The organism is Sphingobium trunci (assembly GCF_022664535.1).
Classification (GTDB): Bacteria; Pseudomonadota; Alphaproteobacteria; order Sphingomonadales; family Sphingomonadaceae; genus Sphingobium.
In genome coordinates this window covers 144,204-163,773 of record NZ_JAKUJY010000007.1, presented here as the reverse complement: position 1 = coordinate 163,773, position 19,570 = coordinate 144,204, and the positions used below count along the sequence as shown (strand labels likewise).

At 65.4% G+C, this 19,570-nt stretch carries 9 protein-coding genes; 8 read left to right on the top strand and 1 reads right to left on the bottom strand.

The features are described from left to right. Positions 1-21: 21 nt before the first annotated feature. Positions 22-762 carry a GntR family transcriptional regulator gene (locus MJ601_RS08915; RefSeq protein ID WP_242125465.1) on the bottom strand — a complete coding sequence of 247 codons (741 nt, stop codon included), beginning with the start codon at positions 760-762 and terminating at the stop codon, positions 22-24. A gap of 526 nt (positions 763-1,288) precedes the next feature. Between MJ601_RS08915 and MJ601_RS08910 the strand changes: the two genes are divergently transcribed. The 8 genes from MJ601_RS08910 to MJ601_RS08875 all read left to right on the top strand — a co-directional run bounded on the left by MJ601_RS08910 (position 1,289) and on the right by MJ601_RS08875 (position 19,551). After that, entirely contained in the window at positions 1,289-4,066 is a 2,778-nt protein-coding gene (locus MJ601_RS08910) for a TonB-dependent receptor (protein WP_242125463.1), read from the top strand. Positions 4,067-4,269: 203 nt separating this feature from the next. Continuing rightward, complete coding sequence (locus tag MJ601_RS08905) at positions 4,270-6,537, top strand: beta-N-acetylhexosaminidase (protein WP_242125461.1); 2,268 nt, start codon at positions 4,270-4,272, stop codon at positions 6,535-6,537. Beyond that, positions 6,537-9,158, top strand: a complete 2,622-nt coding sequence (locus tag MJ601_RS08900; protein ID WP_242125459.1) for a beta-mannosidase — start codon at positions 6,537-6,539, stop codon at positions 9,156-9,158. The genes MJ601_RS08905 and MJ601_RS08900 overlap by 1 nt, the downstream gene beginning before the upstream one ends. Then, on the top strand, positions 9,155-11,695 hold the full coding sequence (locus MJ601_RS08895) for a glycoside hydrolase family 3 C-terminal domain-containing protein (RefSeq protein ID WP_242125457.1): 2,541 nt from the start codon (positions 9,155-9,157) through the stop codon (positions 11,693-11,695). Before MJ601_RS08900 ends, MJ601_RS08895 begins: the two co-directional genes overlap by 4 nt. Beyond that, positions 11,692-13,110: a glycoside hydrolase family 125 protein gene (locus MJ601_RS08890; protein ID WP_242125455.1), complete on the top strand. Its 1,419-nt coding sequence runs from the start codon at positions 11,692-11,694 to the stop codon at positions 13,108-13,110. Before MJ601_RS08895 ends, MJ601_RS08890 begins: the two co-directional genes overlap by 4 nt. Further along, entirely contained in the window at positions 13,107-15,401 is a 2,295-nt protein-coding gene (locus MJ601_RS08885) for a GH92 family glycosyl hydrolase (RefSeq protein WP_242125453.1), read from the top strand. Before MJ601_RS08890 ends, MJ601_RS08885 begins: the two co-directional genes overlap by 4 nt. Next, the gene (locus MJ601_RS08880; protein WP_242125451.1) at positions 15,398-17,647 is read left to right on the top strand and encodes a hypothetical protein; all 2,250 of its coding nucleotides are present in this window, start codon (positions 15,398-15,400) and stop codon (positions 17,645-17,647) included. The genes MJ601_RS08885 and MJ601_RS08880 overlap by 4 nt, the downstream gene beginning before the upstream one ends. Beyond that, the gene (locus MJ601_RS08875; protein WP_242125450.1) at positions 17,644-19,551 is read left to right on the top strand and encodes an alpha-L-fucosidase; all 1,908 of its coding nucleotides are present in this window, start codon (positions 17,644-17,646) and stop codon (positions 19,549-19,551) included. Before MJ601_RS08880 ends, MJ601_RS08875 begins: the two co-directional genes overlap by 4 nt. The last annotated feature ends 19 nt before the right edge of the window (positions 19,552-19,570 follow it).

The following is a 19,570-nucleotide window of genomic DNA, read 5'->3' as shown; positions in this document are numbered from 1 at the left end:
CTTTGGCCCGGACCTGCCGGACTAGCTGGCGTTTAGCTCCGCGACGACGTCATAGGCATCGCCGCGATAATAGCTCTGGGTGAACTCCACGGCCTCGCCATCGGCCAGGAAACCGCGTCGTTCGATGAACAGCCCCGCATGGCCGGTTTCGACACCGAGCCGCTTCGACTGTTCGGACGGAAAATGCATCGCCCGCAGCCGCTGCAACGCCCGCACCGGACGGCAGCCATTGGCCTCCAGCGCGGTATAGAGCGAATCGACCACGGCATCGAGCGAGGGCAGGCAGTGGCCGACGATGGTCGAATATTCGACCGCCATCGGCACATCGTCGGCAAAGCGCATGCGCTGGAAGCGATAGACCCGCGTGCCGGGCGACAGGCCCAGCGACAGCGATTCCTCCGGCGTCACCGATCCGACCGACTTGGACAGCCATTCGCTGCTGGGCCGGCGTCCGCGCGCCATCATGTCCTCCGAGAAGGAGGAGAGCTTGGAAAAGCTCTTGTCGACGCGCGCGGCGACGAAGGTGCCCGCACCGCGCCGCCGCACCAGCAGCCCTTCCTGCGCCAGCCCGTCAATCGCCTTGCGTACGGTGATGCGCGAGACGCCATATTCCTCGGCCAGGTCGCGCTCGGCCGGGATGACGTCATCCTGGACAAGCAGGCGGCTCTGGATCGCCTGCCGCACCAGTTGCTGCAACTGAAGGTAGAGCGGCACCCTCAGGTCTTCCTGAAGCAGACCAATACGATCGGAAAAAGACGTCATACCCTCCTCATTCGCAACGCGGCTCTCGGGCAGGGAGCGTAAAGGAGGGTTCCACATATCACAATGCAGGTGATAGGTTATAGATTGGTATTGTTCAAGCGCTAAAAACCGGACCAATGCAGCATCGAACCTGCCGACCATTCATCCCGTCGCCGCCGCAAGCCGTCCTGTTGCCGCTGAGAATCGCTTGTTTTCTGCTTATGCCACGCCCGCAACCCCTCAATCGGAGGACGCGCAAACGGTCCACCAACCCCCTCGATCGCAACCGAAAGAATACCAATATGCGGCCAAACTCCCATAAAATATCGTTCATTTTCCTACGTTTACTGATTTTATCACGCAATTTTTCGCGAAATTTCATTTTTATGTAGATTTTGTGATGGTAGCGTATAACAATAACAAGACCAAATAAGAGAATAAGAATACCTGAATAGAACCAAATTCAGCAGGACCAGCCGGCCAGGCACGCCGGACGGACCAAGGTAACAAGGGTAGCGCCAGCAGGCGCCAGTTAGGGGACAGATTCATGGCATTGCGACGGACCGTATTTTTCGCCACCAGCGCGCTCGTCGCGCTCCCTGCCGCCGCCTTCGCGCAGGCCGACACGCAGCCCGCCGCCCAGGCCCCTGCCGCCGACCAGAGCGAAATCGTCGTCACCGGCATCCGCGCGTCACTGCGAAACGCCATCAACCTCAAGAAAGAGGCGAACGCGGTCGTCGACGTCATCTCGGCTGAAGACATCGGCAAATTCCCCGACCGCAACGTCGCCGAATCCCTGTCCCACGTACCTGGCGTCAGCATCGACCGCCGCTTCGGCGAAGGCGAGAAGGTCGCGATCCTGGGTACCGACCCGGCACTGAACCGCATGTTGCTCGACGGCCATGCCCTGGCCTCCGCCGACTGGGGCGGGAATGACAATGACCCGTCCAGCCGCACCTTCAACTATTCGCTGCTCGCACCCGAACTGGTCGACCGGCTCGAAGTCTACAAGTCGCCCGAAGCCCGGATCGAAGACGGCAGCCTTGGCGGCACCGTGATCGTGCGCACCCGCCGTCCGCTGGATCTCAAGGCGAATTCGCTCTTCGCCTCGGCGGGTTATTCCTACAATGATCGCGCCGACAAGGGGAATATCCGCGCATCCGGCCTCTATAGCTGGAAGAATCAGGACGAGACTTTCGGCATTCTGGTCGCTGCGACCTATGACAAGCAGAACCTGGTCCGTTCGGGCGTTGAGTTTTTCGGCTATGACAATAACCAGCCCAATGCCGACGGCACCTATAACAGCCCGTTCGTGAACCGTGATGCCACGACCGGTGCGCTCTCGCTCAAGAATCCCAACGCCACCATCAGCGGCGGCACGATCGAGGATCTCTACAAGGCGGCATCGCCCTTCGGCATCAACTATGCCTATTTCCAGCAGCAGCGCAAACGGGCCAGCATTTCCGGTACGATGCAGTTCAAGCCGACGGACAGCCTGACGCTGACCCTCAACGGCCTGCACATCGAGGGCAATTACAACAATTACAGCCAGTCGATGTACACCATCCCCGGCGCCTGGACCGGCAGCGTATTGCAATCGGCCACGGTATCCAACGGCGTGGTGACGCAGGCCAGCTTCGGCGCGGCTCCCAACCAGAGCGCGCAGCTCGACACGCTGGTCCGCCGCACCAAGCTCCAGACCGACAATCTGAACTTCTACGCCGACTGGGAAGGCGACAGCGGCGCCAAATTCTCCGTCACGGCGGGGTGGAGCCGCGCGCGCGGCGGGCGCAATCCGGAATATCTGTTCAACGTCCAGACGAAGCTGCCCTTCAGCTACAGCATCACCCCCACTTCAGCCGAAGTGAATTTCGTCGGCGACCTGACCAACCCGGCCAATTATTTCACCAACCCGAACAACAACCCTGCCCAGATCGAGGGCAGCCCGGTGCTGGTCAACGGCACGCAGCTCAACGCCGCGCAGATCGGCGGCCTTGATTATAGCGTGACCACCGACAGGGACATTTTCGCAGGCTATGATGCGACCATTCCCGTTTCCTTCGGTCCCTTTACCGAGGTGCTGATCGGATCGCGCTATACCGAGCACGTGAACCGTGTCGACGCACGCGGCATCAACACCTATCTCCAGTCATCCCTCACCGCGAACCAGCTTAACGTCCAGACGCTGACCACGCCCGGCGGGGTCTTCAGCGGCACCGGGGCCAATGGCAATGCCACGGTTTACCTGAACCTGCCCGAACAGTCGGTCATCGACATCCTGGCCAATGCGATCAACACCGATCTCGTGAACAAGATCGGCGCCTCGACCAGGGTCAAGGAAACCATCGCGGCGAGCTATGTTCAGGCGAACTTTGAACAGGGCGGTTTCCGCGGCAATATCGGCGGTCGCCTGGTCTACACGCAGGATATCTCGCACTATGCGCTGACGCTGCCTACGATCGCAGACCCGACGCCGGTGCCGGTGCCAACCACCACCAACACCGATTATCTGAAGTTCCTGCCCAGCTTCAACATCGCCTATCAGGTCAGCCCGCAGCTGATCCTGCGCGGCGCGGTGGCCAAAGTGATCTCGCGCCCCCGCTATCAGGATCTGGCGGCATCGATCACGCAGAACGATACGACGCATGACGCAGGCGGCGGCAACCCGAACCTGAAGCCCTATGAATCGACCAACTACGAAATCACTGCCGAATATTATCCCCGGCCTGGTGCGCTGCTCTCGCTCGAACTCTATCGCCGCGACATCAGCAATTATATCATCAACACGCGCCAGGAGGGGGTTACGCTGTTCAACTCGCTGACTGGCAGGCTCGACAGCGGCTATAGCGTCCAGCGCCCGATCAACGGCGGCAAGGCGAAGGTCAACGGCATCCTGGTCAACGGTCAGGCGGAAATCTGGGGCGGATTGGGCATCCAGGCCAACTATTCCTACCAGGACAGCAGCACCTCGATCATTCCAGGAATTGTGGACTCCGGTTCACTCAACCTGCCTTATCTCTCGAAGCATACGGTCAACGTCATCCCTTATTTCGAGAAGGGACCGTTCCAAGCACGGTTGAGCTATAACTATCGCACCGACTATTTCCGGACGATCGGCCGTCTCGGCTCGATCGAGAAGGTCGCACCCTACAACCAGCTCGACTTCTCGGCCAGCGTCGCCATCAACGAGGCGATATCGCTGACCTTCAACGCCCAGAATCTGCTCGACGAAACCTACAGGCAATATAGCGGCACGAAGGATCGCCCTTCGGCCCTCTACAAGAACGGGCGCACCTTCGCGGGTAGTGTCAGCGTCCGCTTCTGAACCAGTTAGGAGCTGGCCCGGCCCCCCTCCCATCCCTCCCCGCCGGGCCAGTTCCACCCTTCTCTCCGTCCGTCAGCCCTTGCAGGGCAGACGGGCTCCATGGCAGGAAACTGCCGCGGGCGGCCCACTGCACGGGGTCGCCCGTCCCTTTTCTTGACGATGCGCTGACCGTCGCGTCGGCCACCTGTAGGGAGCCAAAGCCCATGCGCAGCCTTCTCGCGATTCCCCTCGCGTTGACCGCCATTCCAGCTGAGGCTCAGACCAGCCTTCCGCTCATTCCCTTCCCCGCGGTCGTGACGCCGGGCACGGGCCGGCTGCTGATCGCCAATGGCAGCTTCGTGACGGCTGCGGCGGACGACAAGGGCGCCGCCATGGCAGCCCAACTGCTGATCGACAGGGTGCGCATCGACCGGGGCCTGACGCTGGCCAGAGCAGCCAGCGGCGCGATCCGTTTCCAGCGCGACCCCGCCATCGCTGGCGAGGAGGCCTACAGGCTCGATATCGATGCGAAGGGCGCGACCGTCAGCGCGAGCGGCGAGCGGGGCTTTGTCTGGGGCGCGATGACGCTGGCGCAACTTCTCTCGCCCGACGCGCAGTTCGGCAAGCCCGTCACCCTCTCCGCCCTCTCGATCAACGACGCGCCGCGCTTCCGCTGGCGGGGGTTGATGATGGACGTGGTGCGCCATTTCCAGCCGATCGAGACGCTCTATCCGATCATCGATGCGATGGCCGCGCAGAAGCTCAACACGCTGCACCTCCATCTGACCGACGATCAGGGCTGGCGCGTCGAGATCAAGCGCTATCCCAAGCTCACCGAAATCGGCGGCTGGCGCACGCCACCCTCCTCCGGCGGGGCATCGGGCGAGAAGGTCGGCGGCTTCTACACGCAGGAACAGTTGAAGGCGTTGGTCGCCTATGCCGCCGACCGGGGTATCGCGATCGTCCCCGAAATCGACATGCCCGGCCATGCGCAGGCCGCGGTCGCGGCCTATCCCGAAGAGATCGGCGTGCTGGGCGACCGGCCGGAAACCGGACATGACTGGGGCGTCAATCCCTGGCTCTTCTCGCCCAGCCCCCGCTCCATGGCCTTCATCAAGAATGTGCTGGACGAACTGATCGCGATTTTCCCGTCGGAATTTGTCCATGTCGGCGGCGACGAGGCGGTGAAGGACCAGTGGCAGCGCTCGCCGGAGGTCCAGGCGCAGATGAAGGCGCTGGGCATCGGGACAGAGAACCAGATGCAGGGCTGGATGATCGGCGAACTGGGCAAATATCTCGCCAGCAAGGGCCGGCGCCTGATCGGCTGGGACGAAATCCTGGAGGGCGACGTGCCGACCAGCGCGTCGGTCATATCCTGGCGCGGCGAAAAGGGCGCGGTGGAGGCCGCGAACAAGGGACATGATGTCGTCCTTGCCCCCGCGCCGGTGCTCTATTTCGACAGCCTCCAGTCCGGCCGCGCCGACGAACCGCCCGGCCGCCTGTCGATCCAGACGCTGGAGCAGGTCTATGCCTTCGACCCGGTGCCCGCAGGCATCGATGCCGAGCGCGAAAAGCATGTCATGGGAGCACAGGCAACGGCCTTCTCCGAATATCTGGCCACGGCGAAGCAAAAGGAACATGCGGTATTTCCGCGCCTCTCGGCCATTGCGGAACTGACCTGGTCGCCCAGAGACAAGCGCGACTTCAAAGCTTTCGTCGACCGGCTCAACCCGCAGATGCTGCGCTATGCGCATGAGGGAATTGCTGCAGCCGACAGCGCCTTTGCCGTCAATTTCCGGATGCAGGGCAAGCGGGGCGACGCGCTGCGCAGCGGCAAATTGACGCTCGCCATGGATACGCAGACGGGCGCGGGCACGATCCGCTATGGCGCCAGGGCCAGCGGAAAAGCACGCGCCTACACCGCGCCGGTCACGATCAGGACCGGCGCCAGCATCGAAGCCGGCGCTTATTATAAGGACGGCCGCGCCACCGCCGCGCCGCGCCGCTTCGATGCCTCGCGCAGCGCGCTGTTGTCGGCAGGACCGGCCGATCTGGCCGCCTGCCCGCAGGGCGCGCTTGGCCTGCGCGTGCCACTCAACGCGGGACAGGGCGAGGACAGCCCGGCCTTCAACGTCAATATCTTCGACACCTGCACGCAATGGGCCGATGCCCCCTTGGGCGAGGCCAGGGCCGTAACCATCGATGTCGCCCGCCTGCCCCGCCACTATGGTCTGGCACATGAGGAAAGTGCGCTGCGCGCCCATTATGCGGTCACCGCCCATGGCGAACTGGTCGTGCGCGCGGGCGGTTGCGAAGGCGTCGTGGTGGGCACCTTCCCGCTGCCTGACCCCAGGACCGCACCCAACCGGATGCGTTGCAGCGCGCCAATGACGGACCAGAAGGGCGATGCGAATCTCTGCTTCCAGTTCACCGCGCCGCTATCCGACCCCTTCTACGCCGTTGAAAAGGTCATGCTGGAGGACCGCCGATAATGTTCCGTCGTGCCGCAGCCCTGCTATTGGCAGTCGCTCCGACTGCCCTGATCGCCGCTCCGCGCACCACTATCCCGCTCGATCAGAACTGGCAGCTTCGCCTCGCTCCCGGCGAGAGCGAAGCGACCAAGGCGCATCCCAAGGCCGCCAAATGGCTGCCCGCCTCCGTACCCGGCGCGGTCCAGGCCGACCTGATTGCGCAGAAGCTCACGCCCGATCCCTATGTCGGCCTCAACGAAGCCACGATCCAGTGGGTGGGGCGCAGCGACTGGGACTATCGCGGACGGATCGAGGCGACTCCTGCCCTGCTCGCCCGCGAGCATGTCGACCTCGTCTTCGACGGCCTCGATACCTATGCCTGGGTCGAGCTGAACAGCCAGGTCATCCTGTCCGCCGACAATGCCCATCGCCGCTGGCGGGTGGACATCAGGAAGCTGCTGAAGCCCGGCACCAACATCCTTCTCATCCATTTCCAAAGCCCGCTGAAAGCCTTGCAGCCCAAGGTGCTGGCGCTCACCAATCCGTTGCCGGGCGAATATGACAGCGTCTTCGGCGACGAACCGGAAGCGCGGCAGACCTCCCCCTATATCCGCAAGCCCAAATATCATTATGGCTGGGATTGGGGGCCACGCATCCTAAGCATTGGTCCGAACGGTCCTGTCCGCATCGATGCGTGGGATGCCGCGCGGATCGAATCCCTGAGGATCGTACAGGAAGCGGTGACGAAAACGGAAGCCCGCATCGCCGCCGAGGTCGAACTGATCGCCAGCCGCGACGGCCGTGCTCAGGTGGAGACGGTCGTTAAGGGGCCGGACGGCCGCGCCGTCGTCTCCACCCGCGACGTGATGCTTTCGGCAGGCGTCAATCAGGTCGCGGTGCCCGTCACCCTTCCCGATCCGCAGCTTTGGTATCCGGCGGGCTATGGCGCGCAGCCGCTTTACAGCGTCGCAGCGAAAGTCCGTTTCGAGGGCGAGGAGGCCGACAGCGCCACCCGCTCCACCGGCCTGCGCACGGTGGAACTGGTGCGGAAGGCCGATGCCAAGGGGCGCGGTTTCCAGCTCAGGATCAACGGCCTTCCCATCTTCATGAAGGGGGCGAACATCATCCCCTTCGACATGTTCCAGGCTCGCGTGAAGCCGGAGAGGATGACGGGCCTCCTCGCCGACGCCCGCGACGCGAACATGAACATGGTGCGCATCTGGGGCGGGGGCTATTATCCGCCCGACAGCTTCTATGATGCGGCCGACCGGCTGGGCCTGATGGTGTGGCAGGACTTCATGTTCGGCGGCGCCGTCACGCCCTATGATCGCGATTTCCGTGAAAATGTGCGGATCGAGGCGGAGGAGCAAGTCGACCGGGTGCAGGCGCACCCCTCGATCATACTCTGGTCAGGCAATAATGAGGTGCTTTCCGGCTGGGAAAGCTGGTCCGACCGCATTGCCTACAAGAAGCGCGTGGGCGCGGACGAGCAGGAGAAGATCGGCGTGGGCATGGCGATCCTGTTCAACCAGGTGCTGCGCGATGCCGCCGAACGGCGCGATCCCGACGTGCCCTATTGGCCCGGGTCGCCCAGCAGCAATTATGAGGGCAAGCCGGATGTCGATAATGATGGCGACCGCCATTATTGGGACGTCTGGGGCGGCAAGAAAGCGGCAACCGCCTATCTGGAAAGCTGCCCCCGCTTCATGTCGGAATATGGCTTGCAGGCCATGCCGGTCATGCCGACCATCAACGCCTTTGCAGAGGTGAAGGATCTCGGCATCACTTCGCCCGTGATGCGCGCCCATCAGAAATTCCTGAAGGGCGAGGGGCAGGAACGGCTGCTCCTCTATATCGAACAACGCTATCGCACCCCTCGGGATTTCGGGGATTTCGTTTACCTGAGCCAGGCCATGCAGGCAGACGGCATCGCCCTGGGCGCGCTGCATCATCGCGCATGCCGCCCGGAAACCACCGGTTCGCTCTACTGGCAGTTGAACGATGTGTGGCCCGGTGCCTCATGGTCGAGCATCGACTATTTCGGCCGTTGGAAGGCGCTGCACTATGCCGCGCGCCGCTTCTTCGCGCCCGTGGCGATATCGGCGGGCCGCCGCGAGAATGGCACGACCGAAGTGGCGCTGATCTCCGACAGGACAACAGCCGTCGATGCCCATTGGCGCATCCGCATGGTCGACGTCGACGGCAAGGAGAGCATCGTCAAGCAAGGCGACGCCACTCTCGCGCCGCTTTCCGCCACGAAGATCGGCGACATGACCGACGACGCCCTGTTCGGCGGCGCCGACAAGGCGCGCAGCTTTGCCGTCGCGGAGTTGCTGGTCGACGGCAAGATCGCCTCCCGCGCCCTTGTCTCGGCGCTGCCGGAAAAGGCGATGGCGTTGCCCGATCCGGGCCTCGCCACCAGCTGGACCAGCGCGCCGGACGGCAAGCCGCAACTTACCGTCAAGGCCACCCGCTTCGCCCGTGGCCTGTGGATCGGCTTTGGCGGCGTGGACGCCAGCACATCCGACAATTATTTCGACCTTCTGCCCGGTGAAAGCGTGACCGTCTCCATCACCTCCACGGCCAGCCTCGCCAAGCTCAAGGCTGCGCTGGAGTTGCGCCATCTGGGAGCCGCGCAATGAGCGCCCTCCTCTTCCTCCTCGCAGCGTCCGCCGATCCCGACATTCAGGCGAAGATCGCGAGCATGTCCCCGGCGCAGAAGGCGGCCCAGCTCCAGTCCGCCGCGCCGCAGGATGGTCCCGAACTGCCCGCCTATGACTATTGGAACGAGGCGCTGCACGGCCTGGCCCGCAATGGCGTCGCCACCGTCTTCCCGCAGGCGATCGGCCTGGGCGCGACCTGGGATCCGGACCTGATGGAGCGTATCGGCACGGTCGTCTCCACCGAAGCCCGCGCCAAATATAACGGCCTGCCCGGCAAGGATCGCAAGCGCTATCAGGGCCTTACCATCTGGTCGCCCAACATCAACATCTTCCGCGACCCGCGCTGGGGACGGGGTCAGGAAACCTATGGCGAGGACCCGCTGCTGACCGGCAGCCTCGCTGCCGGCTATGTGCGCGGCCTGCAAGGGCCGGACCTCAGCCAGCCTCGCGTCATCGCCACGCCCAAGCATCTGGTCGCGCACAGCGGCCCCGAAGCCGGGCGCGACAGTTTCAACGTGCAGGCGAGCGCCTATGATCTGGAGGCGACCTTCCTGCCCGCCTTCCGCATGGCGCTGACGGACGGCAAGGCACTGTCGGTGATGTGCGCCTATAACAGCGTCCATGGCGTGCCGGTCTGCGCGTCGGACTGGCTGCTCAACCAGCGGGTGCGCAAGGATTGGGGCTTCACCGGCCTTGTCGTGTCGGACTGCGACGCGATCGGCAACATCAACCATTATCAGCGCTATCGCCAGACCAATGCCGCCGCTGCGGCCGTGGCGATCAACGCCGGCATGGACCTGAATTGCGGCAAGGCTTACGCAGCGCTCGATCAGGCGCTGGCGCAGGGCCTGACGAATCAGGAGACGGTGGACACCGCCCTTGCGCGTACCTTCGCGGCACGCAAGGCGCTGGGCGATGCGTTCGGCGCGAAAAGCCGCTGGGACAGCGTTCCGGCCAGCGCCGTCGACACGCTCGCCAGCCGCAATCTCGCGCTGGAGGCTGCGCGCAAGTCGCTGGTGCTGCTCCAGAACAATGGCGTGCTCCCCCTGAAGCGCGGCGCGCGCATCGCCGTCATCGGTCCCAATGCCGACAGCCTGGATGTGCTGGAGGCCAATTATCATGGCACCGCCGCCGATCCCGTGACGCCGCTCGCCGCGCTGCGCAAGCGGTTCGAGGTGCATTATGCGCAAGGGTCGACACTGGCCGAGGGCGTCCCGGTGGTCATCCCGGAAACCGCCTTCGCCCCTGGGCTGAAGGCGGAGTTCTTCGCCAATCCCGACTTCAGCGGCACGCCGGTCGCGACCCAGACCCATGCCAAGGTCGATTTCGACTGGAACCGCACCGCCCCCACGCAGGGCGTGCCGAGCAACCGCTATGGCGTGCGCTGGACCGGCACCCTGCTGCCCGAGGGGCCGGGCGAGCATCTGCTGCGCGTCGATGTGCCGCGCTGCTTCGATTGCAGCGGCCATGATGCGGTGCGGCTGTGGATCGACGGCCAGCCGGTCATCGCCGACGCTGGCGACAACAAGAGCGTCGAGGCGCGGCTGACCTTCGCCGATGCCCGTCCGCACAGCATTCGCCTCGAACTGGCCCATGCGAGCGAGGATCAGGGCATCCGTATGACATGGGTCGCGCCCGCCCTGCCCCAGCGCAGCCGGGCCGTGGCCGAAGCGCGTGCGGCCGACGCGGTGGTGGCGTTCGTCGGCCTTTCGCCCGCCGTCGAGGGCGAAGCGCTCCAGATCGAGGTGCCCGGCTTCTCCGGCGGCGACCGCACCGACATCGCTCTCCCCCAGGCGCAGCAACAATTGCTCGAAGCTATCAAGGCCACGGGCAGGCCGCTGGTCGTCGTCCTGCTCTCCGGCAGCGCCGTCGCCATGCAATGGGCCAAGGACCATGCCGACGCCGTGGTCGCCGCCTGGTATCCGGGCGAGGCGGGCGGAACGGCGATCAGCGACCTGCTTGAGGGCCGCTATGCACCTTCGGGCCGCCTGCCCGTCACCTTCTATGCCAGGACCAGCGATCTTCCCGCATTTGTCGACTATAATATGCGCGAGCGGACCTATCGCTATTTCCATGGCGTTCCGCTGTGGGGCTTCGGCCATGGCCTGAGCTACACCAGCTTCGCCTATGACGGCGCACAGGCCCCCGCGACCATCACGGCAGGCGAGACGCTGACGGTGAAGGCCCGCCTCACCAACAGCGGCGCGCGCGAGGGCGAGGAGGTGGCGCAGGCCTATCTCATCCCGCCCGAAAATCTGCGCACCATCGGCGAATTCAACGACCCGGTGCTGCGCCACAATCTGGTCGGGTTCCAGCGCGTGTCCTTGAAGCAAGGCAAGGCAAGGACGCTGACCTTCACTCTCGATCCGCGGGCATTGAGCACGGTCGATCGCGACGGCCAACGCGCCGTGCGGCCTGGCGCCTATCGCCTGTTCATCGGCGGCGGCCAGCCGGGCGAGGTCAAGGGCACGGAGGTCGCCTTCACCATCACCGGGACTCAGGAGCTGCCGAAATGAGGATCGACCGCCGCTCCATGCTGGCGGGCAGCCTCGCGCTCGCCGCAACGCCCGGCATCGGCGCACCCCGTTTCGAAAGCAGGCGTCCGGCAAACCGCCATTTCACCAGTCCAGCCGTCGAACGCGAGATCGCCCGCGTGTCGGCCAAGATCGGCGATCCCGAACTGCGCTGGATGTTCGGCAATTGCTATCCGAACACGCTCGACACGACGGTGTTCATGGGCACGGTCGACGGCAAGCCCGACGCCTGCGTCATCACCGGCGACATCGAATGTCTCTGGCTGCGCGACAGTTCGGCGCAGCTCAATCCCTATGTCCACCTGACCCGACAGGACGCCAGGTTGCGCGAACTGTTCCACGGCCTCATCGCCCGCCAGGCGCGGTCGATCCTGATCGATCCTTATGCCAATGCTTTCATGCGCGATCCCGCGGCGAAGACGAACCTGCCCTGGGCCCTGGCCGACGCTACCGAGATGAAGCCGGGCGTCGCGGAGCGCAAATGGGAGATCGACTCCCTCTGCTATCCGATGCGCCTCGCCCATGATTATTGGAAGGCGAGCGGCGACGCCGCGCCGTTCGATGCGCTCTGGGCCGAAGCCGCCCGCACCAGCATCCGCACCTTCCGCGAGCAGCAGCGCAAGGACGGCCCCGGCCCCTATCGCTTCCTGCGCCGCGACAAGCTCGCCACCGAGACACTCATCCTGAACGGCTATGGCGCGCCCACCCGCAAGGTCGGGATGATCCACAGCATGTATCGCCCCTCGGACGATGCCTGCATCTTCCCCTTCCTCGTTCCCGCAAACCTCTTCGCCGTCGCGGCGCTGCGCAAGCTCGCCATTGTCGCCAGCGAGGCGGCGAAGGACGACAGGCTGGCCGCCGACGCCGGGGCGCTCGCCGACGAGGTGGAGGCGGCAACCCGCGCCCATGGCACGATGATCGACCCGGCGACGGGCGAGCGGCTCTGGGCCTATGAGGTGGACGGTTTCGGCAACGGCCATTTCATGGACGACGCCAATGTGCCAAGTCTTTCCGCCCTGGCCTATCTGGGCGCTGTTCCCGCCAGCGACCCGCTGTTCCAGCGCACCGCCGCCGCCGCATGGAGCGAACGCAACCCCTATTTCTTCCGGGGTAAAGTCGCCGAGGGCATAGGCGGCCCCCATGCGGGCCTGCGCATGATCTGGCCCATGTCGATCATCATGCATGCCCTGAACAGCGACGACGACGCCACCATCCGGCAATGTCTGCGCCATCTGAAGGCCAGCCATGGCGGCACCGGCTTCATCCACGAAGCCTTCGATCAGGATGACGCCACCACCTACACGCGCCACTGGTTCGCCTGGGCCAACGGCCTGTTCGGCGAACTGATGCTGGACCTCGCCCGCCGCAAGCCTGCCCTGCTCGGAGCGCCGCTATGATGAACCTTACCCGCCGCACCTTGCTGGGCGCCAGCGCCTCCCTGGCGCTTGGTGCCGCCGCCCGGCTCGAAGCCGCTGCCTCCGAAGCCAGGCCCGATCTCTTCATCGGCACCGGCGGCGACGGCCACACCTTCCCCGGCGCGTCCATGCCCTTCGGCATGGTCCAGCTATCGCCCGACACCGATACGGCCCGCTGGGACACCTGTTCGGGCTATCATCATGGCGACGCCTCATTGCTGGGCTTCTCGCACACCCACCTGTCCGGCACCGGCATTGGCGACATGCTGGACGTGCTGGTGGTGCCGACGCGCGGACCGGTGCAGCTCCAGCCCGGCCCGCTCGACAGGCCGGACGAGGGCTATCGCCAGCGCTACAGCCAGGAACAGGCCGAGCCGGGTTACTATGCCGTCACGCTTGAAAGCGGGGTGCGCGCCGAACTGACGGTGACGCCGCGCACCGGCATCCATCGCTATCAATTCCCCGCCGGTCCGGCGCATATCCTGATCGACATGAGCCATCTGGTGATGGAAGGCCCCGGCGAAGCGCCACTGATCGACGAGGCCTTGCTGACCCTCGAACCCGAGGGCACGCTCACCGGCACACGCCGCGTGTTCCGCTGGGCCAAGGGCCGGCGCATCTTCTTCGCGATGCAATTCTCCCGCGCGGCGGATCGGGTCGAATTCTTCACCGATGACGACCAACGCGCAGGAGCGACCGGCGCCAAGGGCAAGCGCCTCAAGGCCGTCCTCCATTATGCAGACGCAGGCAGCGCCCCGCTGATGATCCACTGCGGCATCTCGGCGGTCGACCTTGACGGTGCGAGGAGGAATCTCGAGGCCGAAGCGCCCCACTGGAATTTCAACCGCTACCGCGCCGCCGCCGCGCAGGCCTGGGCGGCGGAGATGGGCCACATCATAGCTGAAGGCGGCACGGCGGAGCAGCGCACCATCCTCGCCTCGGCGCTCTACCATGCCAGCCTTGGCCCGACGCTTTTCTCCGACGTGGATGGACGTTATGTGGGCCTCGACCATCAGGTCCATACACTGGGCGAGGGGGAGCGGGCCTATAGCGCCTATTCCCTTTGGGACACCTATCGCGCCTTCCACCCGCTTCAGACGCTGATCCGTCCCCACCGTGCCGCCGAGTTCACCGCCGACCTCATCCGCCAGACCTGGCAAAGCCCCTTTGGCCCGCCCGTGTGGCCGTTGCAGGGCGTGGAGACCGGCTGCATGATCGGCTGGCACTCCGTCGCCGTGCTGGCCGAGGCGCGGGCGAAGGGCATAGCCGCCGACTATGCCGCCGCCTGGCCGGGGATCGAAAAGCGGCTGTTCGACTGGTCGACGCCGCATCTCGATAACAGCCTCGGCATCCGCGAATATGACGAGATGGGCTTCATTCCCGCCGACCGCATTTTCGAAAGCGTGTCGCGCGTGCTGGAATATAGCTATGACGATTATGCCGCCGCCCACATCGCGGACGCGGCGGGCGCGACCGACAGGGCCGCGCGCCTGCGCCAGCGCTGCGGCAACTGGCGCAATGTCTTCGACGCGAAACTGAATTTCGCCCGCCCGCGTCTGGCCGACGGCCGCTGGGCCGAGCCTTTCGCACCCAATGAGGTGGGCCATTCCGGGAAATGGCGCGACTTCACCGAAAGCAACAGCTGGCAGGCGACCTTCCTCAACCAGCATGACGTCCATGGCTTGATCGCGGCCATGGGCGGCGACGCCGCGTTCGAGGCGAAGCTGGACGCCCTGTTCACCGCCGATTCCACTCTGCCCGAAGGCGCGCCGCCGGACATTAGCGGACTGGTCGGCCAATATGCGCATGGCAATGAGCCGAGCCACCATGTCGCCTATCTCTACGCCTATTGCGGCGCGGCCTGGAAGACCCAGGCCATGGTCCGCCGCCTGCTGACGGAGATGTACAAGGCCGCGCCCGACGGGGTGATCGGCAACGACGATTGCGGCCAGATGAGCGCCTGGTTCATCCTCTCCTCGCTGGGCTTCTATCCGGTCGATCCGGTCAGCGCGACCTATGTGCTGGGCAGCCCGCTCTTCCCCCGCGCGACGGTGAAGCTGGGCCAGGGCAGGAAGCTGATGGTCGAGGCACCCGGCAACGGCCCCGGCACGCCCTATGTGCGCGCGGTCCAGTGGAACGGCCAGCCCTGGACCAGGGGGTGGATCGCCCATGCCGATCTGGCGAAGGGCGGCACGCTGCGTTTCGAGATGAGCAGCACGCCCGACAAGGCATTTGCCAGCCGCCCTGAAGACCGCCCCGGCCGCCCTGCGTGAGCGTCGCGGCGGCCCTGACCCTGCTCGCCGCTGGTGCGGCGCAGACTCTGCCGCTGCAATCGGTCTGCGTGACCGGGACCGGCATGGCCGGGCCAGCCGCCGACCTACTGCGCCGTCGCCTTTTGGAACGCGGCGCGACAGAAAGCGGATGTGCTGCGCGGATCAGCTTCCGGGCAGGCCACCTGTCCAGGGAAGGCTTCCGCATCGACCGGCAAACCGCTACCGTCACGATCAGCGCCGCCAGCAGGCGCGGCTTCGTCTATGGCGCGGGTTGGCTGCTGCGGCATAGCGACGATCTGACGCTCTCGCTCGACGGGCCGGTCAGCGAAAAGCCACAACAGTCGGTTCGCGGCACCCAGATCGGCTATCGCTTCAAGAATAACAGCTACGACGCCTGGACGCCGGCGATGCTCAGGCGCCGGATCGAGGATTTCGCGCTCTGGGGCGCCAACCGAATCCAGATCATATCGCCGCGCTCCGACGATGCGCCGACCTCCCCGCTGATGCCGGTTCCGCCTGAACAGGCGGCGCGCGAAATGGCACAGGCGACGCATGAGCTGGGGCTGGACGTCGCGGTCTTCTATCCATTGCTGGGCGACTATGACGGCGGCGCGGCGGATGAAGCGGAGGCCCGCAATCTCGACGCTTTCCTCAAGACCCTGCCGGCGCTCAACGCGCTCTATTTTCCCGGCGGCGATCCCGGTCATACCCGTCCCGAGCGGCTTTTCCCGCTAGTCGAGCGCCTGTCCAGGACGCTGCGCGCCCGCTTTCCCGTAGCGGAGGTGCTGCTTTCCACCCAGGGCTTCGATGCCAAGGACCTTGAAGCCTTTCACGCCGCACTGGCCCGCCGCCCGGCATGGCTCACCGCCATCTTCGTCGGTCCCCAGACCCGCGAGAGCGCCGCCACCCATCTCCGTCGCCTTGCAGGCCGCTTGCCCGTCGAACTCTATCCCGACACCGCCCACGTGATGCAGGCGCAGTTCCCCATCCCCGACTGGCATCCCGCCTTTGCGCTGACGCAGGGCCGCGAGCCGGTCAATCCCCGTCCCTCGGCGCAGGCGGCGATCTTCGCGCATATCAGCCCCGGCACGCGCGGCGCAATCAGCTATTCCGAAGGGATCAATGACGACTGGAACGTCCACCAATGGCTTGCCATGGGCTGGGACGCCAGGGCCGACATCGCCCGCGACTATGCCAATTTCTACATGGGCGACCCGGCTTTCGCCGCCATTCCGGCGATGCTGGAAGCCGATTGGCAGGGCAGCCCCGCTGCCAACAGCGGCATCGACCGCACGCTTGATGCGATCGACGCGATCCACCCGGCGCCATGGGCCGACTGGCATATCGACCTCTACCGCTATCGCGCCGTCTATGATGCGCTGATCCGCGAGCGGCTGACCCGCGCCCGCGCCAACCAGGCCGAAGCGCTCTATACGCTGCGCCAGACCCCAGCCATCGGCGCCGAACCCGCCGTCGCCGCCGCCCGCTTCGCCTATGCCCGTCCCGACAGCGCCCGATCCGCGGACCTCCATCAGCGGCTGACGGTTCTGGCCGACCGGCTCCGTCGGAATGCGGGGATGCAGCTTTCCCTGGACAGAGGTGCCTCCGACTGGCGGCGAGGCGCCAATTTCGACCGGGCGCTGATCGACCTCAACGACCGGGTCGCCGTCGAGCGCGATATGGGCGCCGCTCTCGCCCTTCCCGCCGAAGCCGAACGGATTGCGGCGCTCAGCGCACTGGGCGACCGCTGGGGCATGGCCGACTTCGCGCTATATGACGATCTGGGCGATCCGGCCGGCGAGCCGCATCTGGTGCGCGGCCCCGGCTATCCCGCCGATCCGCAGCTCTGGCGCACGGCGATCGACGGCGTGGCTGAGCATAGGCTCGATGAGGGCTGGCGCATGGCCGAACTCAGCTATGCCGAGGCGCTGTTCGAACAGCCGCTGACCCTGCATTATGAGGGGCTGGAGAAACACCGTTCCTATCGCCTGCGATACAGTTGGGCGGGCGAGGATTACAGTCTGCCCTTGACCCTCAGCGCCAACGGCACGCCCCTGCCCGCGCCAGCCGCGCGCACCAGCAACCCGCAGCGCGTCGAACTCGCCATCCCCCAGCCCCTGACCGCCGGCGGCATGCTGGATCTCGTCTGGAGCCGTCCGCCGGGCATGGGCGGCAGCGGCCGAGGCCGCCAGATCGCCGAAGTCTGGCTCATTCCCGAACCCACAACATCGAAGGCCATCCCATGACCCCGCATCTCACCCGCCGCTCGCTGATGGCCGGATCGCTGCTCGCCGGGGCGGCCGCCTGCACCCCGCGCGGCCCGGCAACGACGGTCGGCAAGCCGCCTTTCCCCGCAGCATGGGGCGCCACCCCGTCGGCCCGGCAGCTCAAATGGCATGACCGGCGCATGTATGCCTTCATCCATTTCTCGATGAACACATTCACCGACAAGGAATGGGGCTATGGCGACGAGGATGTGCGCCTGTTCAACCCCACGGCTTTCGACCCCGACCAGATTGTCGCGGCGGTGAAGGCAGGCGGCTTCAATGGCCTTATCATCACGGCCAAGCATCATGACGGCTTCTGCCTGTGGCCGACCATGCTGACCGAACATTGCATCCGCAACACGCCTTACAAGGATGGCAAGGGCGATATCGTGGGCGAGCTGGAGCAGGCCTGCCGCCGCGCTGGAATCGCCTTCGGCGTCTACCTCTCGCCCTGGGACCGCAACCGGGCGGATTATGGCCGGCCCAGCTATATCGACTATTACCGCGCACAGCTGACGGAACTCTGCACCCGCTATGGCGAGCTGTTCGAGGTCTGGTTCGACGGCGCCAATGGCGGGGACGGCTATTATGGCGGCGCCCGCGAAACCCGGAAGATCGACGCTGTGCCCTATTATAACTGGCCCAGCATCATCGATCTGGTGCACGAGCTGCAACCCAATGCCTGCACTTTCGACCCGCTGGGGGCGGACATACGCTGGGTCGGCAATGAGGATGGCCATGCGGGCGACCCGTGCTGGCCGACCATGCCGAACCAACCCTATGATCAGGCCAAGGGCAATACGGGCGTTCGCAGGGCAGAACTGTGGTGGCCCGCCGAAACCAACGTCTCGATCCGGCCGGGCTGGTTCTATCATGCCGACGAGGATGCCCAGGTGAAGACCCCGCAAAAGCTGATGGAGATGTTCGACCAGTCGATCGGCCACGGCACCACCTTCCACCTCAATCTGCCGCCCGACAGGCGCGGCCGTATCGCGGATCGCGACGTTGCGAGCCTCCAGGCCTTTGGCGATGCGGTACGGGCGACCTTCGCCAACGACCTGGCGCGCAATGCCGTCGTCAGTGCGAGCGCCGACATCGGCAGCACGGCCGCCCACGTAACGGACGGCAATCCCGACACTTTCTGGTGCGCCCCCGCGGAAGCCAGGGATGCCACCCTGACCCTGGATCTGGAACCGGGCACCCGCTTCGACACCATCCGCCTCCAGGAATGGCTGCCCCTGGGCCTGCGCACCACCCGCTTCGCCATCGACATTTCCGACGATGGCCGGAACTGGCGGCAGGTTGCGGAAAAGGAGATGGTCGGTCCCCAGCGCCTCGTCCGGCTGGACCAGCCCATCGCGCCCCGCCGCGTCCGTTTCCGCCCGACCGCGGCGGAGGCTGGCCCGACCCTGCGCGAATTCGCCCTGTTCCTCTCGGTCGCCCCGGCCGAACTGCCCCCGGCCAAGGTCAACGATCCCAGCATCATTGCCCGCGACAGCTGGACGATCGTCGCCGCCAGCGCGCCGGGCGCCGAATCCGTCCTGGATGACGATGCCAGGACCGCCTGGATCTCACCGGCCCCGGCCAGCCTGACCATCGACATGGGCAAGATCGGGAAACTGTCGGCCTTCTCGCTGACACCCACGCGCCATGTCGATCCGCAAGCTGCCCCGCCCGCCCGCTATCAGGTGGAAACCAGCACCGACGGCAAATATTGGACCAAGCCGCAGGAAGGCGAATTCCAGAACATCAACTATGCCCGCGCGACCCAGCGCATCCCCTTCCCCACCCCGCGCGAAGCCCGCTATCTGCGTTTCAGCTTCCCGCGCCCGGCAGTCGAGGCGCCTGCGATTGCGGTCGCCACGATCGGCGCCTTTCGGTGATGGACTGGCGAGACATGGT

Coding starts and splice junctions, on each gene's coding strand:
- MJ601_RS08900 (WP_242125459.1), top strand. CDS start 6,537: ATGTTCCGTCGTGCCGCAGCCCTGCTATTGGCAGTCGCTCCGACTGCC.
- MJ601_RS08895 (WP_242125457.1), top strand. CDS start 9,155: ATGAGCGCCCTCCTCTTCCTCCTCGCAGCGTCCGCCGATCCCGACATT.
- MJ601_RS08915 (WP_242125465.1), bottom strand. CDS start 762: ATGACGTCTTTTTCCGATCGTATTGGTCTGCTTCAGGAAGACCTGAGG.
- MJ601_RS08875 (WP_242125450.1), top strand. CDS start 17,644: ATGACCCCGCATCTCACCCGCCGCTCGCTGATGGCCGGATCGCTGCTC.
- MJ601_RS08885 (WP_242125453.1), top strand. CDS start 13,107: ATGATGAACCTTACCCGCCGCACCTTGCTGGGCGCCAGCGCCTCCCTG.
- MJ601_RS08910 (WP_242125463.1), top strand. CDS start 1,289: ATGGCATTGCGACGGACCGTATTTTTCGCCACCAGCGCGCTCGTCGCG.
- MJ601_RS08905 (WP_242125461.1), top strand. CDS start 4,270: ATGCGCAGCCTTCTCGCGATTCCCCTCGCGTTGACCGCCATTCCAGCT.
- MJ601_RS08890 (WP_242125455.1), top strand. CDS start 11,692: ATGAGGATCGACCGCCGCTCCATGCTGGCGGGCAGCCTCGCGCTCGCC.